This is a genomic window from Bombilactobacillus sp. ESL1097 (assembly GCF_058107205.1).
Map to the genome: position 1 here is coordinate 39,693 of NZ_JBYLUB010000002.1, position 16,262 is coordinate 55,954.

The window sequence follows — 16,262 nt, forward strand, 5'->3', positions numbered from 1 at the left end:
AACTTGAAAAATAATTCGCAATTAGGATTATTAAAAGTCGCAATTGTGGCCTTGGTTTCGGCTTTTATCGGTGTGGGACTGGGTTTTTATGGTTTTAGTCATTGGGGTAATTCCGCCAATAATGCTAATCAAAGTGTGATCACAGGCTCCGGTAAAGCAGGCACCACGAAGGTCAGCAATGTGACTGTGAAGTCGAATAACCAAATGACTAATGCTTTTAAAAAGGTCAAAGGTTCGGTCGTTTCAGTGATTAATTATCAACGTGAAGAGCAAAATGATGATAATTCACTGGGAGCTTTATTTGGCAGTCTATATGGTGATGATGGTTCCAATGCCCAAGGTAATACTGATTCCAATAATAAAAGTAAATTACAAGAATCTAGTGAAGGTTCGGGTGTGATTTATGCTAAACAAAATGGTAAAGCTTATGTAGTAACTAATAATCATGTGGTTTCAGGTTCACAAAAGTTGGAAGTTATTTTGAGTGATGGTAGCAAGATTACGGCCAAGAAAGTCGGAACGGATTCGATTACTGACTTAGCAGTGCTCTCGGTTAGTTCTGATAAAATTAAAGGCACCGCTACTTTTGGCAATTCAGATGCTGTCACACCGGGTGAATCGGTCATTGCCATTGGTTCACCTTTAGGCAGTAAATATGCTACTTCAGTTACCGAAGGGATTATTTCTGCCAAAAATCGGACTATTGATACGACGGATGAAAAAACGGGTCAAAAGACGGGCCAAGCCACCGTTTTACAAACAGATACGGCTATTAATCCTGGAAATTCTGGCGGTCCCTTGGTTAATGCCGCGGGGCAAGTCATTGGGATTAATTCAATGAAACTGGCATCTAGTACAGACGGTACCTCCGTTGAAGGCATGGGCTTTGCCATTCCTAGTAATGAAGTTGTCAAAATCATTAATCAGTTAGTGCAAAATGGTAAGATTCAACGGCCGGCTTTAGGCATTAAAGTGGCCGACTTGGATCAAGTGCCGAGTCAGCAACAACGTTCCATCTTAAAATTACCAGACAATGTTAACTCAGGCGTTTTAGTTTACTCAGTGTCCAACGATTCGGTTGCTAAGATGGCTGGTTTAAAGAAGTATGATGTGATTGTTGCTTTAAATGGTAAGAAAATTAATAATATTGCTGATTTGCACACGCAACTTTATAACCATTCCGTCGGGGATACGGTTAAATTGCAATTCTATCGTGATGGCAAAGAACAGAGTGTTGATATGAAATTAACGAAAGCCGATTAAAACGAGCGCTTTAGCAAAATATCGGTGAAATAAATATGAACTGGGACTGAAGTCTGAAATAGACCAACTTTAGTTCCAGTTTTTTTTTGCAAATTAAGTGAAAAAAATTTGGCCGATTAGACAAGTGAGAGCTATTAGGAAAACTTATCCACAAGGAAGTGGATAAGTTTGTTTATAACTGGTAAGATTGGAAGCAGTTATGCAGAAAAGTTATCAACAGAATTGTGTAAATCTTGTTGATAAGTGGATAAATATCCAAATGGGTCTAGCAAAAGCTATTTATAGTGGATTTTGTTTGAGAGAGAAATTTGTGGAAAAGAGAAGAGCATGAAAGTTAAAATTATTGGTGTAGGCAAAATTAAGAAGAAATTTTTTGTACAAGGAATTGATGAATATGCACATCGGCTGCAAAGTTTTTGTGACTTGCAGATTGTCGAAGTGAATGATGAAAAGGCTCCTGAAAATTTAAGTGCGGCGCAAATGCAGCAAGTTAAGGACTTAGAGGGGCAACGGATTTTAGCTAAAATCAAACCCGATGAGTACGTCTTTGCGCTAGCTATTAAAGGAAGAGAATTATCTTCGCCAGAATTAGCAGCTCAGATTGATGAGTTAGTAACTTATGGTCATAGTAAGTTAACTTTCGTGATTGGTGGATCGCTAGGTTTAAGTCCGGCAGTCTTACGACGGGCCCAATTGCAATTGTCGTTTGGCAAATTTACGATGCCCCATCAGTTAATGCGCTTAGTCTTAACGGAACAAATTTATCGTGCATTTATGATTAATGCGGGTAATCCATACCATAAATAAGGAACAAACGACTAGTTTAGAGGAGAATTGTAATATTTAATTGAGAAAATTGGCTGAAGTTTCCGTGGGGAAATTCTCAATCAGCACGTGCTAAAAATAAAATAGCTCCAACTAAAGTCGAATAAAGCCTAATGACAATACTGGTTGGCGCCGATTGTTTTTTTTAAAAGTCTTTCATTTCACATATAAGCTTAATCTAAAAAATTAATTAGATTCTATGTAACACGTTTGTAATATAGCTCGAAATTTATTATTAGTTTGAAACACTTTCGTAATATTTCTCTGTTAGTATATCTCTTGTTGAACGGTACAGCCCGTTTGGTAAATTTATTTTCGTTTTTTTATTTTAAAGGAGAGTATATATTCTATGAAATTTAGACAAGTAGCCGTTGCCACAGTTTTAAGTATTGTCTCATTCTTCGGTGCTTCACAGGTTGCTAAAGCAGACAGCATTTATACAGTTAAACCAGGTGATACTTTATCCGGTATTTCCTTACAGCTTCGTAATGATCTTAGTTTAATTAATCAAGTTGCTGCTGATAACAATATTCAAGATGTTAATATGATTTATGTGGGTCAAAAATTAGTCATCAAAGATGACGGCCAAGTAGCTCAAGCTACTGATAGCCAAGTTCAAAATACCCCAGCTGTTGATTCAGTCCAACAAGCTGTTAATAATAATGCAGCTAGTTACCAACAACCAGCAGTTCAAGCAACAACTCAGACAAGCCAATCTACAAATGCCGCTACTGGTAATTATGACAGTGCTCGTGAATGGATTGCTGGTCGTGAATCTGGTGGTTCTTATACTGCCCAAAACGGTCGTTACTATGGTAAGTATCAATTAGATTCTTCCTATTTAAATGGTGACTATTCACCAGCTAACCAAGAACGGGTTGCCAATAACTACGTAACTTCACGTTACGGTTCATGGGCTGGTGCACAACAATTTTGGATGAGCCACGGCTGGTACTAAACTAAAATTTTAATCAAACAAATAATTTATCCTCGATATTCACGTGTTGAAAAAGGCGGCCAGTTTTGGTCGCCTTTTTTTATGCTGATTGATATTAGAAAAATGATGATTACGCTGATAAGCAATGCTAGTATGATTAAGGGGAGGTCATGATATGAAAAAATTTTACGGTTATAAAAAGTGTTCCACTTCGCGTAAAGCACAAAAATATTTGGATGAACATCATGTCCAATACAAATTTCAAGATTTAGTGGCCCAACCCCCAACGAAAATAGAGTTGGTTCAGTGGTTGAGCGCGCATCAAGATCGTGGGCTGAAATATTTTTTTAATACGCATGGTGTTGATTATCGACAACAAAATTTGAAAGAACAGCTCCCCACAATGTCGATTGATAGAGCAGCCGAATTAATGTCTCACAATGGTAAGTTAATTAAACGTCCCTTAGTAGTCGAAGGTGATCATTTGACTTGTGGTTTTGATGAGGCAACTTATGATGAAACTTGGCTATAAGTTACTTTGGGTGTGGACTTGGATTGTAAGAATGTTAGACTATAATAGTTCGTTATGGAAGATGAAAAATTGCGAGAGCTTAATTAATCAAAGAAAAGAGTATTTTATTTGAAACAAAAGATTCGTCCTAATAAATGGTGGCTATTAATCATTCTGATCGTGGGATTGTTAGGTATCGTTAATTGGCAGAGCTTTAGCCACCAAACGGTGGCGCAAGTTCAGTCAGTGCAAGTGATCAAGCGTCATAATCAAGAAGATTCTTATCAAAATCATGATCAACGTATTACCCAAAAACTGCGTGTCAAAATTTTAAATGGTTCTAAACGGGGGCAAAAGCGGACTTTATCGAACACTTATCTCCAGTCACAGGCCAATACGAATCGCTATTTTGTGCATACGCAGTTATTTATTGGTCAAGATCAAAAAAATCAACATTTTAATATTATCGGTCCCAAACGAGATGGAGTTTTGTGGTGCATGTTACTCATCGTGAGTGTTTTATTAATCGGTTTGCTCAACAAAGCCGGCTGGCAAGCCTTGAGTAGCGCACTAATCAATGTCTTATTCTTTGTGGGAGCTCTGGTTTTAACGACAAAATGGCAGAATCAGCATATCTTAGCCATTAGTTTAGGTTTGACCTTGTTAGTAACTTTAAGCACGTTATGGATTATCTTTGGCTATTCGCGACAAACTTTGATTGCTGTCGTCGCGACTTTAAGTAGTACGCTACTAGCTTTGGGTGTGAGTGCTTTGATCCTACAGTTAAGTCATAACGAAGGCATCCATTTTGAAACATTGAATTATGGAATTCAACCGTTTGAATTAGTCTTTTTTGCAGAAACCTTGTTAGGGGTTTTGGGAGCAGTGATGGATGAAACGACTGATATTACGGCCTCTTTGCATCAGTTACTGCAAGAACAGCCGCAAATTAGTGCGAAAGAAATTTTTCAATCGGGCTTAGTCATTGGTCGTGAAATTATCGGACCGTTAGTGAATATTTTATTTTTTATCTTTATTGCAGAGTTAATTCCAATTGTGGTTTTATATTTGCGTAATGGTAATACACTAGGTTTTGCACTTTCTAGAACAATGACTCTAGGCTACACGCAAACGGTTATTAGTGCGATTGGCATTGTTTTAGCTGTGCCGATTACCACTGTGTTAGCCGGTAAATGGTTACGAGGATATCAAGCATGATTTATTTAACACTCTTTTTATTAGTTCTTTTATTATTAATTTGCGGCTATCAAGGCTGGAAAATATTTTTAAGTTTAGCCAGTAGTTTTATTGTTTTATTGGCGTTAATTATGTTGATTGCCGATGAATTTCCACCAGTCTTAGTGGGAGTGCTCTTAACAATTGGCTTAACTTGTTTGGCGATTTATCCAAATACGAAAAATTCCCAAGTTCAAAAAACGGCGTTAGTCACCACCTTAATTATGTTAGCAGTGGTCTTATTAGTGACCCTAGTGGTGGTACGACTGTCATTTAGTCACGGTTTTTCGGTTGAGGATACTGAAGAAATTGAGCAATTTGTTTTAGGGGTCGGCGTTTCTTTTCCGCAAATTCAAGTGGTCGTGGTCTTAATCAGCGCCTTGGGTGCCATTGCTGAAGCTAGTATTGCTGTGAGTTCCGGCGTCTGGGAAATTGTGCGTTATCAACCGAACATTGAGGAACACCAGCTGTTAAAGGCGGGGTTAGCGATTGGCCAAAAGAATATTGCCACTGCCTTAAATACATTGCTATTTAGTTTTTTTGGGAGTTATTTGACCTTATGGTTATGGTTCGTCCAGCTCAATTATTCTTGGCAAAAAATTGTTAATAATGCTATTTTTATTGCCGCCGTTTTGGAATTATTAATCTCTTTTTTAGGAGTTATTGGCGCAGTTTACTTAACGAATTATTATATTTTATGGCAAAGACGTCACCATAAAGGGTCAACTAATTAATTTATCGATCACAAAAAAAGCCAACCAAAGCAGGCGAGGGTACTAATAACTGTTTATAGTACCTTAAAAATCAGAAGTTTGGGTCTAATTTGTAGTTAGGCTTTAACTTCTGATTTTTGTCTCTCGCTTTTTTAGTTGGCTTTTTTGATATTAATTGTTAAATTCAAAGACTAATTGCTCTGAATCTTTTAATTTATTAGTCCAGCGTTCCATCTGGTAATGCTCTAAGGTGGCAATCGCAGAGTCCATTTGCGGTTGACCGTCTGTAGGGTGACCATGAATATAACTAACGGCACCATTAATATATTGGCGCAACAAGCGTTCCAATAATTGATTAGGTGATAACTTAATTTGATTTAAAGAACCTGTTAGTAATTCTAGTTTTTCAATTTGCTTTTTTTCAATTGCCAAAAAAGCTAAGATCACATGAATCTGCACGACCAAACTCATTTCACTCGGGTAATACATATACTTATTGATGTCTTTCATCAAAACTTGCAAAAACTGATCAATGGCCTTATTACTGAAAGCAAAAATACAGTTTAAAAATAAAGTAATGTCGTACTGTGACCAATACTCTAAGTGGCTAAAATATTTAACTAACGGATCGGCTTTTTCCGAATGAAATTGGTGCAATAAGTAATCAGATGATAGCTCTGCTTGGATGGCTAAATGTTGATACTTGGAGTTTGGATCGGAGCCATGGCGTTGTTTAATTTCTTCGGATAATTGGTGTAATTCGGTGGCTTGATGATTGCTTAATAAATCGGCAATTTTATCTTGATAAAGAAAAAAATCGGAACGTTGAAAATCGTTATTAATATATTGAAATTCTTCGAGTGTAATGTGTAACCGATCTAAAAGTTGAAAAAAAACATCAACTGCTAGTTGAGTTTGTCCGTTAATAAACCGATAATATTCAGACCGTGAGACAATATTATCGATTAATTCAGTAACTTTAATACCTTTCATTTTTTGGATTTTAGCAATAGTTTGACCAATATGCTGCATTTACAACTTCCCTACCTATCACTTCTAAATTCAATGATTTATGAAAAAAATAATTTGCTGAAATCAGAAACAGTAAAAAAATAATTGAGTGACTGATGATCTACAAAAAGTATCTACTACTAACTAGTATACCGCTAAATCACACCAATTATTAATTTTTGACTGCAATTTATCTTTTAATTATAAACTATCTTATCAGGGTAAAGAAAAAGTTACCACTCATTTTTGCATAAATGGTAACTTTTAAGTAATAATAAAGTTGGCTGTTAGTTAAAATTAGTTTTACCATGCCGCGCTTTTAAGGCCCATAAAATAGAAACTGTATCAATTACTTCTTGCAGTAGTGCGCCAATAATTGTTGGAATAATTCCGACCGCCGCGATTAACATCAGGCCAATACAAATGAAGATTCCAATTAAAACAGATTGCTTAGCAATGGTCATCGTTTCGCGCGAAATAATCAGTGCTCGAGTTAAGCGGCTTAAGTCGTCTTTGACAATTACGACATCAGCGGCTTCACTAGCAGCAGTTGAACCTTTGGCGCCCATTGCAATTCCCACATCAGCAACGGCTAAAGAAGGAGCGTCATTCACGCCATCGCCGACCATCGCTAAAGGCCGTTGGGTTGAGGGCGTTTGTTTTAAGGCGTTAATTTTATCTTCGGGTAAGAGATTGGCTTTAACGGTAGGGACACCAACTTCATGAGCAACTGTCTCAGCAGTAGTTTGATTGTCGCCGGTTAACATTTGTAAATTGGTTAAGCCTAATTGCTTGAGTTGGGTCATGGTCGTTGCAGCTTCAGGACGAACTTGATCTAAAAAGGTAATTTTACCAGCGTACTGGTCGGCAACACTGACGTAAATTGTCGGTTGGTCGTTATGATCTGCTGGTAAATTAGGTGCCACGAAGTCGAGTTTACCAGCTTTAATTAATTGCTGCTGAATCTGACCTTGCACCCCTTGAGCAGTGACTTCACTTAATTGGTCAACTTCGAGTAATTGATCATGATAAGAGTTCAGTAAAGAAGTAGCTAAAATATGATTCGATTGTTGTTCGACACTTGCGGCAAACTGGAGTACTTGTTCTTTGGTAAAACCATTCTGAGGTTGTACTTGGTCTAAAGCTAATTGGCCTTGAGTGATGGTTCCGGTTTTATCAAAAGCAATGGTTTTTAAGAGCGCCATTTTTTCAATGGAAGTTCCACTTTTAACAATAATTCCGTTGCGACTAGTGCGACTCATTCCTGAAACTAATGCAATGGGCGCTGCTAAAATTAACGGACATGGCGAAGCAACTACTAAAACCTGGGCAAAACGGTTCGGATCTTTGGTAATAATCCAAGCAATGCCCGAAATAATTAAGGCAATAATTGTAAAAGGTACCGCGTAGCGATCAGCTAAACGAACGAAATGCGCTGGTTGGTCTTGAGATTCTTTAACCAAGCGAATAATTTTTTGATACTGTGAATCGGCAGCTAACTTAGTAGCGCGAAATTCAATCGCCGAAGAACCATTGATAGAACCGGACATGAGTTCACTACCAACACTTTTTTCAACAGGTTTGGATTCCCCAGTTAAAGAAGCTTCATCAAAATTGCCGGTGCCCTTAGTGACGATTCCGTCAACAGGAACTTGTTCGCCAGGCTTGACCAATAGCAGATCATTAATTTGAACTTCCTCTAAAGAAATATCATCAATGTCATCCGACTGCTTGATCCGGTGTGCTTGTTCCGGAGCATGATCTAATAACGCCTTGAGTTCACTACCTGCTCGGTTGGCTGCATAATCTTCCAAAGTATCGCCACCGACTAACATTAATAAAATGATCAAACTAGCCCAATACTGGCCCACCGCTAACGTGGAGATAATGGCCAAAATAGCTAATAAATCAACGCCATACTTGCCAGATCTTAACGTTTTGATCATTTCAACAGTCATGGAAAGAGCTAGGAACAAGCCGACTACAGTAATTAAAATTTGCGCCCATAGATTGAGATGCAATCCAAATTGTAAAACTAAAGCAACTAATGCAATCAAAAAAATAACCAATAATTTCTTGTAGTGCATAATAGACCTTCCTAACTTTCTAGTTTAGAATCATTATAATCTAAAACCAAAAATAGTCAAACTCAAACGAGTTTGACTATTCTTTAGTTTGTTGAGCGACCGGCTTGGTGGCGCAGACTTCTAAGCGCTACTGGTCGCAGTATTATGATAATCTTTGATCTAAAATACTTAAGGAATCACTTAAAAGTTGGATCACACGGGGTCTGTCAACTTGTTGTAAGACTAAGACGTTAGCTGAAGCTTCTTGGTCGGAGTTGACTTGGACTTTGCCACGTAAGTCGCCCCAAGTAGTGTTAACTTTTAAAGCTAATTTTTGACCTTGGAAAATATCAGGTTGTAATAAATAAGAAGCAGTTGATAAATCATGGATCGGAGCCAGATCAAATCCGTGACTTTTTTGTTCAGCGCGGGAATATGGTACTAAAATTTCATAAGCTAATTGACTAGCTGGACCGCGACCTTTTAAAGCTTGGATTTCCGCACTGCTTATTGCTGTGTGATTGGTCACGTCTAGGCCACATAAAACAATATCCAATCCTGAAGTCAAGACGATATTCGCTGCATCGGGATCAACGTAAAAGTTAAATTCAGCATCCTCGGTGACATTACCCCCACTTAAAGCGCCACCCATAATGATGATTTGTTTAATCTTTGCTTGATCTTCAGGAAAAACTTTTAGCAATAAAGCAATATTAGTTAACGGTGCAGTGGCCACAATGGTCATGGGTGTACTACTGTGAGAAATCATTTCGTGCAGTAAAGTCACACCGTTCTGGCTGGCCAATGGGTATTCATCCGCTTCAGGGGGAAAAGTTGGTCCCGCTAGACCATTTTTACCATGGAATTCAGAAGCGTTTTGTAAATTTTTGATAATCGGTTGCGCTTGTCCCGGCGCCATCGGGGTTGTTTGTTTTAAAAACCATAGAATGTGTTGTAAATTGCGAGTGACGTTACTGAGTACTTGATTGCCTCCAACCGTCGTCATCGCTGTCACGTGTAACTTTTCAGGATGTGCAAAAACTTCAAGAATAGCAATGGAATCATCGCTACCTGGATCACAATCAAAAACAATATTTTCAATCATTTTTCTTTTCCTCCTGGTGGTTAAGCTTGGATAATTCTGCCGGCAATTTTTCTAAAGCTTTGATGAAACTATGGCGCTGAAAAGTACTCAAACTACTGAGTAATTGCTCGTTACTTTCTTCTAAAAAGTGACTGATTTGAGGCTGTAAAGCCTCAGCTTTTGGTAAAACAGAAACAATTTTTAAGCGTGAATCAGACGGTGAAATATTGCGAACAATTAATTCATTTTCTTCCATTTTTTGTAAAACACTAGTTGCAGTTGAACGGCGAATATTAAACTCTCGTTCAATATCTTTTTGATAAACGTATTGATTTTGTGGCAAATGATTTAAATAGTCAATAATTTGAATTTGTACACCAGTTAAACCAAATTGTTTAGCAAAATGATTAATTTGTCGTGATAATTGATTAGAAACAATTTTGATCAAGTGCATAACGTTTTCGGTCACTAACGAACCACCCCCATATACCATAATGTTAGCATACTGCCTAAGGAAATTCATTAGTTCCACGTGCAGGATTACACAGAGATTAAATTTAACTATTGGTGATTGGTTAAGTTATAATAAGAAAAAAGGCTTGCGAGGAGGGCGGCAATGAAACTCAAAAGCTATTGGCTGCCAGTGCTTATTTTCGGATGGGTATTATGGATAGCAAGTTATATGAACATGATGCCGGTTGATGCTGCTTCATTAAATTTAAGTGAGTATCACCAAGCTTTGAATCAAGAATTAAATCGATTGCGGCAGCAAAACGATTTGCCAGTGTTACAAGTTGATTCACAGTTGGAAAGTTTTTCACAACAGCGGGCCCAGGATTTGGCGCAACAACGTAGTTTAAGTCATGATAATAACTGGGGAACCTTTCATCCCAATAGTTATACAGGTGAGAATTTAGAACGAATTATGGACACGGGTAATGTGCGGCAAAATGTCGTCAACGCGTTAGCTTTTTTTTATGATGATTACGGTAATCCCGATTTCGGGCACCGCAAGAACATGCTTAATCCGTTATACACGCAAGTAGGTGTGGGAATTGCTCAAAGTGGCGATGGGGTCTTATACTTGGTGCAAACTTTTTGGACACCAGACACCACTAATTGGTCAATAACGCAGCAACAACAAGCGCAAGCTTATTATCAATACACACAAGCTCAGGGTTTAGCTGCTGATTATCCGTCCACTTATGACCTGTCACAAAAAGAAGATTGGTGGCAATATCCGCAAAAAAATGCCACGAGTGCCATGTTTCGCTTACAAGGTGTAGTACAAACTGTGCAAACTACGCCTGTATATAATCATCTGGGGCAAAAAATAGCTCAACGCTTTTTGCCGAGTAATTCGCAGTGGTACACGAATTGTTTTAAAATGATTGCTGGTCAGCCCTTTTACCAAGTCGCTGCTGATGAATGGTTACCTGCTCGCGCAGTTAAGTGTTTGCCGCATCAATAACGGCCAATTTAGGGTGGTTGATTGGAAAAATAATTTATCAGAATTATGACTTGAATCTTGTTGGTTTTTTACGTAAAATAAAATAGTTGAGTTAAATTAATTTTCGAACAGGGAGGAGGATTACGATGGCTAATACACATAAAGGTGTGACCGGACGTCGCCGCCCAGTTTCCAAGTTGAATTCTGCAAAGCGTCGTCAACATACAGACGAAGTACTTGCTTTTTTGCAAAACGGTTTAGATGATATGAAGAAAGATTATCATAAAGCTGATAAGTAATAATAATTAAGAAAAACTCCCGTTGGTTTTGGCTAACGGGAGTTTTTTTACTTTTTAAGTGGTCAACGGCTATTTATAATAAATAAGCTTTACTTTCATAAGGTCGTAGTTGAGTTCCTAAATCATCAGGATAATTGCCAATGATTAATTGCCCAGTTTCTTGGTGATAGTCGCGCTGGAGAGTTTGGTCAGTAAAGTTATTCATGACTAGTAAAGTTTGACCTTGATAATGTCTGAGATAACTAAAGACTTGCTCATCATCAGCATCTAATAACTGATAATCACCATATTTGATTAAATCGGAATCATGCCGTAATTGAATTAATTTTTGGTAATAGTAAAATACGGAGTCTGGATCGGCTAATTCGTTCTCCACATTAATCTGCGGATAATTAGTATTTAATTGATACCAAGGTTGGGCTGTGGTGAAACCGGCATTTTTTTGTGCAGACCATTGCATGGGCGTACGGGCATTGTCGCGGGACTTGTAAGCCAAATAATGCAACATTGTCTGTGAGGGCACGATCTGTTCTTGATCCACTAATTGATGATAAGCATTGATGGATTCAATATCTTCATATTGAGATAATTGGGTAAAATTAGTATTTGTCATGCCCAGTTCTTCACCTTCATAAATGTAAGGCGTACCCTGCAGCAAATGTAAAGTTGTCGCTAGCATTTTGGCAGATAGCTCGCGATATGTTGGATGATCGTTGCCAAAACGGGATACCGCCCGCGGTTGGTCGTGATTGCCCCAGTATAAACTATTCCAAGCCTTGCCTGACAGTGTTTCTTCCCATTTTGAGAGAACACGCTTTAAATCTTTTAATTGCGTTGGTTGGTCGTTCCATTTGCCAAGCCGAGCATCAGGATTAGCACCTAAGTCTACATGTTCAAATTGAAAGACCATATTCAATTCGCGTCCGTCTAAATTCGTATAATTGATCACATCTTCTGGCTTAGAGTTAGGCATTTCACCGACAGTCATAATATCGTATTGTGATAACACTTCTCGGTTCATTTCTTGTAAAAATTCATTCAGTCGTGGCCCATCAGCCACGGTGGCAAAGGTATCACCATACTTAGCACCGTCTTTTTGAAGAGCATCTGGTAAGCCTTGTGGTTTCGAAATAAAGTTGATGACGTCCATTCGAAAACCATCGACACCTTTATCTAGCCAAAACTTCATAAGAGAATATACAGCTTGGCGAACTTGGGGATTTTCCCAATTTAAATCTGGTTGACCTTCAGCAAACAAGTGTAAATAATACTGTTTTCGTTCAGGTACATAAGTCCAAGCAGAACCACTAAAAGCAGAGCCCCAATTGTTTGGCTCGTGACCGTCGACAGGATCGCGCCAAATATAATAGTCAGCATAAGGATTATCTTGTGATTGTTTACTAATTTGAAACCACTGATGCTGATCCGAAGTATGGTTAACCACTAAATCCATCAAAATCTTGAGACCTTGTTGATGTGCTGCTGCCAGCAAAGAATCAAAATCAGCCATCGTCCCAAAAACCGGTTGGATTTTGCGATAATCCGAAATATCGTAACCATTATCAACATCAGGTGATTGATAAATTGGATTGAGCCATAAAACATCCACACCTAATTTTTTTAAATAAGGTAAACGCTGCTTAATACCGTTTAAATCACCAATACCATCATTATTGCTGTCTTGAAAACTGCGGGGGTAAATTTGATAAACTACTGAATCTTTAAACCAATTGGCCATAGATGTTCTCCTCAATCTGTAAATTGACTTGCCACAAAACTAGAAAAAATTCAACACTTGCTAGCTGTGGCAAGCTGATAACACAGGTACTCTAACATATTGTACAAACGTTTACAATGAAAATTGATTAATAAAATGTTGTAGATTAGTGAGCGAAAGATTGGTAAATAAAAAGAAAATGTCCGCATTAATTATTGCAAACATTCTCTTAGCTATGGACCTGTTGAAGTTTTAGTGTGATCTAACGCTCCAAGTGCCAAAAACCTGTGTCTAACTACGAATAAACAATCAAGTTAAAAATCGTAACTTAATTGTTTATCCTAGGTTAGTCCTCGGTTTTTAACCAGCACTTGTCGCAGTGTTAGATCTAGCGCTCCAAAAGCTAAAAGCTTGCGTTTAACTACAACTAAGAACTCAAGTCAAAGCCCGACTTAAGTCCTTAGTCTAGGTTTTAATCCTCAGCTTTAAACCAGCTTTTGTCGCAGTGTGATTAAAGTTTAATAGCATTATCTGGAGTTTGACCTTGAATCATCTTCAGATTTTCATTATGGGCAATTTGTACCATATTTTTCACCGCGGTTTCAGTATAAAAGGCGGTATGGGGGGTAATAATGACATTTTTGCGGTTTAATAAATCGTCTAAAGTAGCGTCTGGAAAAGTTTTGCCCCGCCAATCTTCGTTAAAGATGCCAACTTCATTTTCATAAACATCTAAACCAGCGGCACCAACTTGGCCGGAGTTTAATCCAGCTACTAAGGCATTAGTATCAATTAAATCGCCTCGTGAAACGTTGATAATCATGACGTTTTGTTTCATCTCTTGCAGACTTTGTTCATTGATCAGGTGAATATTTTCTGGAGTCGAAGGAACATGTAAACTGATAATATCAGCTTGTTTGAATAAGTCGTTGAGATCATCGACATAAATTCCTGTTTGTTCCAGTTCTGGATTGCGGTAAGGATCATAAGCAATGACCTTGGCACCAAAGCCCTTTAAGATCTGAATTAAGACGCGCCCAATATGGCCAGTCCCGACAATCCCGACCGTTTGCATTCGCAATTCACGACCGATTTCTGGGGCCCAGCGCAAATCACGTTGGGCAACTTTAGCTGTGGCTTCGGGTTCGCGACGTAACAAACGCCCCATTAACCAAACAGCATGTTCAGCAATGGCGTTGGGGGAATAAACCGGCACATTCGTAATTTGAAAACCAAATTCTTTAGCGGCTGCTTGATCAATATTATCAATCCCAATATTGCGCAAAGACATTTTGTTGACGCCATAATCATGTACGGCTTGTAAAGTGGCTCTAGTGTAAGGTAATTGTTGGTAAGTGACAATCCCATCAGCGCCTTGGACTTTGCTGGCACTTTGGGGAGTTAATAATTCAGTTTCAATTTGGACTTCGACTTCTGGATGTTGCTCCTGCCATTCTTGTAAAGCTGGTCGTTCATCGTCTCGGATACTAAAACTAACAATTTTCATGTTTATCTGTCTCCTTATTAATCAACTAAAAGCTACCACGACAATTTACTAAACATCAAGTTTTATTACGTACCATCAGGTGTTTTGGTTTACAGATTCTTATCCATATTAAAAGTTAATTTAGATAAATTGATACTTTGGGTCATTAAATCACCCATAAAGTCTAAAGTTTGTTGCCGGTTAGTGTGCACCAATGCTTGGTTTTGCTGAGTCAAAAAGGTAGTTAAGTCTGCCCCCGTTAACTGAGTTGCCTGTTGATCACTGTTAGCTAAAGCAGTGCGGAATTGTTGTTTACAATTGGTGAGAAAATCAATATCACTTTGAACAAAATGCGTATAATGACTCTCAACTAAGGCGGACAAGCCATTGTACAGCCAGTAAGCGTCTTTTAAATTAAATTTCATGGCAGTATCGTTAAAGGAAGCATCAGTTTCATTCATGTTGGTGTAAAACGGCAAGTATGGTGCGAAGCTCGGATAACCAAAGCACAGCCACATAACGCCGGCTAAACCAGCTGGAACATCATTTCTAATCTGTAAAATATGGGAATTTTGGGTCCGGTTGAGCCCAATTGGCCGGTAGCGATACTTATCAGCTGATTCACCAGCTTGCAACGGATCAAATGGTGTTTCGTTATAGTGAGAACCAAGGACGTATTCAATATCTTCCACGGAGATTTTATGATCCGTGTAACAAATAAATGGTAATTCACCATCTTCAGGTGCTTGCGCAATTTCTGGATTGAAATATTTTTGGCCGAACCAAACACGGGGATTATTGTAATGACGGTCTTTTTGATTATCAGTTCCAAAAATATGGCGGAAGTTCCAACCAGTTTGGTCGGTATTTAGATGATGCTCACTGACAAATTCTTGAATCTGGTCGGACCACATAAATTCTTGTGGATTGTCAAAATCGACTTGTTGAATGGAAACGCGATTAGCAGCAATGGCGTAGGCATTGTCCGGAATGCGTTGAGCCACCCAATGATGACCAGTAACAATTTCCATATACCAAACATCGTTGTGGTCACTGAATAAAACGGAATTTCCTGCCGGTGAACCGTATTGTTTAATTAATTCGCCCGTGCGTTGGACTGCTTGTTTAGCAGAAGTAACGTAAGGTAAAACCATCCGTACGATACAATCTTCGTCTAAGCCATCCACAACTAGCGGGTCATAAGCTAAGGCCCGTTCGTTACCATAAGTACTTTCAGTGGCGGACATGGCGACATTTTGAGAATTAATCCCACTTTCGTCATAATAGCCTTCGTGTTTGTAATCAACGTTGGGAACTCCTGGCCAACTGAAACTATCTTGAGGCACCGGCGCTTCGAAGTTATTCAACCAAGACTTGACTACTGGTTGGTGGTCTAAGTGTTGTGCTGGATGAAATTCAAACTTGTGTGGTGCTACCGCGTGAAAAGTATCATCATTACGCGCAATCATGGTGGAACCATCTAATGAAGCTTTCTTGCCAACTAAGATCGTGGTACAGGCAGATAAATGTTTTGTCATTTGCTGAACTCCTTTGGTTTTTTAGTTTTAAGTTAAGTCTAACATAAGCTTTCTTAAATTTAAGTTGGATTTCACTAAAATCTTATACGGAGAATTTGGTTGTTAAGACCTTTTTGAACTGCACCG

General features: G+C 38.5%; 15 protein-coding genes. 8 read left to right on the forward strand and 7 right to left on the reverse strand.

The annotated features are described in order from the left end of the window. Positions 1–3 precede the first annotated feature (3 nt). The 6 genes from AC3B6D_RS04395 (at position 4) to AC3B6D_RS04420 (ending at position 5,506) form a co-directional block, all read left to right on the forward strand. Complete coding sequence (locus tag AC3B6D_RS04395) at positions 4–1,263, forward strand: S1C family serine protease (protein ID WP_489756865.1); 1,260 nt, start codon at positions 4–6, stop codon at positions 1,261–1,263. Positions 1,264–1,590: 327 nt separating this feature from the next. After that, positions 1,591–2,070, forward strand: a complete 480-nt coding sequence (rlmH, locus tag AC3B6D_RS04400) for a 23S rRNA (pseudouridine(1915)-N(3))-methyltransferase RlmH (protein WP_489756864.1) — start codon at positions 1,591–1,593, stop codon at positions 2,068–2,070. Between the two features lie 367 nt (positions 2,071–2,437). Then, on the forward strand, positions 2,438–3,046 hold the full coding sequence (gene apf, locus AC3B6D_RS04405) for an aggregation-promoting factor (protein ID WP_489756863.1): 609 nt from the start codon (positions 2,438–2,440) through the stop codon (positions 3,044–3,046). Between the two features lie 154 nt (positions 3,047–3,200). Continuing rightward, positions 3,201–3,557 carry an arsenate reductase family protein gene (locus tag AC3B6D_RS04410; RefSeq protein WP_489769371.1) on the forward strand — a complete coding sequence of 119 codons (357 nt, stop codon included), beginning with the start codon at positions 3,201–3,203 and terminating at the stop codon, positions 3,555–3,557. 108 nt (positions 3,558–3,665) lie between these two features. Further along, entirely contained in the window at positions 3,666–4,754 is a 1,089-nt protein-coding gene (locus tag AC3B6D_RS04415; RefSeq protein ID WP_489756861.1) for a YibE/F family protein, read from the forward strand. Continuing rightward, positions 4,751–5,506, forward strand: a complete 756-nt coding sequence (locus AC3B6D_RS04420) for a YibE/F family protein (protein WP_489756860.1) — start codon at positions 4,751–4,753, stop codon at positions 5,504–5,506. The genes AC3B6D_RS04415 and AC3B6D_RS04420 overlap by 4 nt, the downstream gene beginning before the upstream one ends. Before the next feature lie 150 nt (positions 5,507–5,656). On the opposite strand, the gene AC3B6D_RS04425 is transcribed toward AC3B6D_RS04420, so the two are convergent. From AC3B6D_RS04425 to AC3B6D_RS04440, 4 genes are all read right to left on the reverse strand, one after another. Continuing rightward, complete coding sequence (locus tag AC3B6D_RS04425) at positions 5,657–6,517, reverse strand: helix-turn-helix domain-containing protein (RefSeq protein ID WP_489756859.1); 861 nt, start codon at positions 6,515–6,517, stop codon at positions 5,657–5,659. Between the two features lie 266 nt (positions 6,518–6,783). Further along, positions 6,784–8,583: a heavy metal translocating P-type ATPase gene (locus AC3B6D_RS04430; RefSeq protein ID WP_489775019.1), complete on the reverse strand. Its 1,800-nt coding sequence runs from the start codon at positions 8,581–8,583 to the stop codon at positions 6,784–6,786. A 142-nt stretch (positions 8,584–8,725) separates the two neighbouring features. Then, a complete protein-coding gene (locus AC3B6D_RS04435) occupies positions 8,726–9,667 on the reverse strand; it encodes a nucleoside hydrolase (RefSeq protein WP_489775020.1) in 942 nt (313 codons plus the stop codon). Beyond that, entirely contained in the window at positions 9,660–10,115 is a 456-nt protein-coding gene (locus AC3B6D_RS04440) for a MarR family winged helix-turn-helix transcriptional regulator (RefSeq protein WP_489756856.1), read from the reverse strand. Before AC3B6D_RS04440 ends, AC3B6D_RS04435 begins: the two co-directional genes overlap by 8 nt. A gap of 147 nt (positions 10,116–10,262) precedes the next feature. Between AC3B6D_RS04440 and AC3B6D_RS04445 the strand changes: the two genes are divergently transcribed. Both AC3B6D_RS04445 and AC3B6D_RS04450 read left to right on the forward strand, forming a co-directional pair. Then, a complete protein-coding gene (locus AC3B6D_RS04445) occupies positions 10,263–11,117 on the forward strand; it encodes a CAP domain-containing protein (RefSeq protein WP_489769376.1) in 855 nt (284 codons plus the stop codon). Positions 11,118–11,242: 125 nt separating this feature from the next. After that, positions 11,243–11,395: a hypothetical protein gene (locus tag AC3B6D_RS04450; protein WP_489756854.1), complete on the forward strand. Its 153-nt coding sequence runs from the start codon at positions 11,243–11,245 to the stop codon at positions 11,393–11,395. Positions 11,396–11,468: 73 nt separating this feature from the next. On the opposite strand, the gene AC3B6D_RS04455 is transcribed toward AC3B6D_RS04450, so the two are convergent. From AC3B6D_RS04455 to AC3B6D_RS04465, 3 genes are all read right to left on the reverse strand, one after another. Then, entirely contained in the window at positions 11,469–13,133 is a 1,665-nt protein-coding gene (locus AC3B6D_RS04455; protein ID WP_489769377.1) for a glycoside hydrolase family 13 protein, read from the reverse strand. A gap of 490 nt (positions 13,134–13,623) precedes the next feature. Continuing rightward, the gene (locus AC3B6D_RS04460) at positions 13,624–14,619 is read right to left on the reverse strand and encodes a D-2-hydroxyacid dehydrogenase (RefSeq protein ID WP_489769378.1); all 996 of its coding nucleotides are present in this window, start codon (positions 14,617–14,619) and stop codon (positions 13,624–13,626) included. An 89-nt stretch (positions 14,620–14,708) separates the two neighbouring features. Further along, positions 14,709–16,136 carry a C69 family dipeptidase gene (locus tag AC3B6D_RS04465; RefSeq protein WP_489769379.1) on the reverse strand — a complete coding sequence of 476 codons (1,428 nt, stop codon included), beginning with the start codon at positions 16,134–16,136 and terminating at the stop codon, positions 14,709–14,711. Between the last annotated feature and the right edge of the window lie 126 nt (positions 16,137–16,262).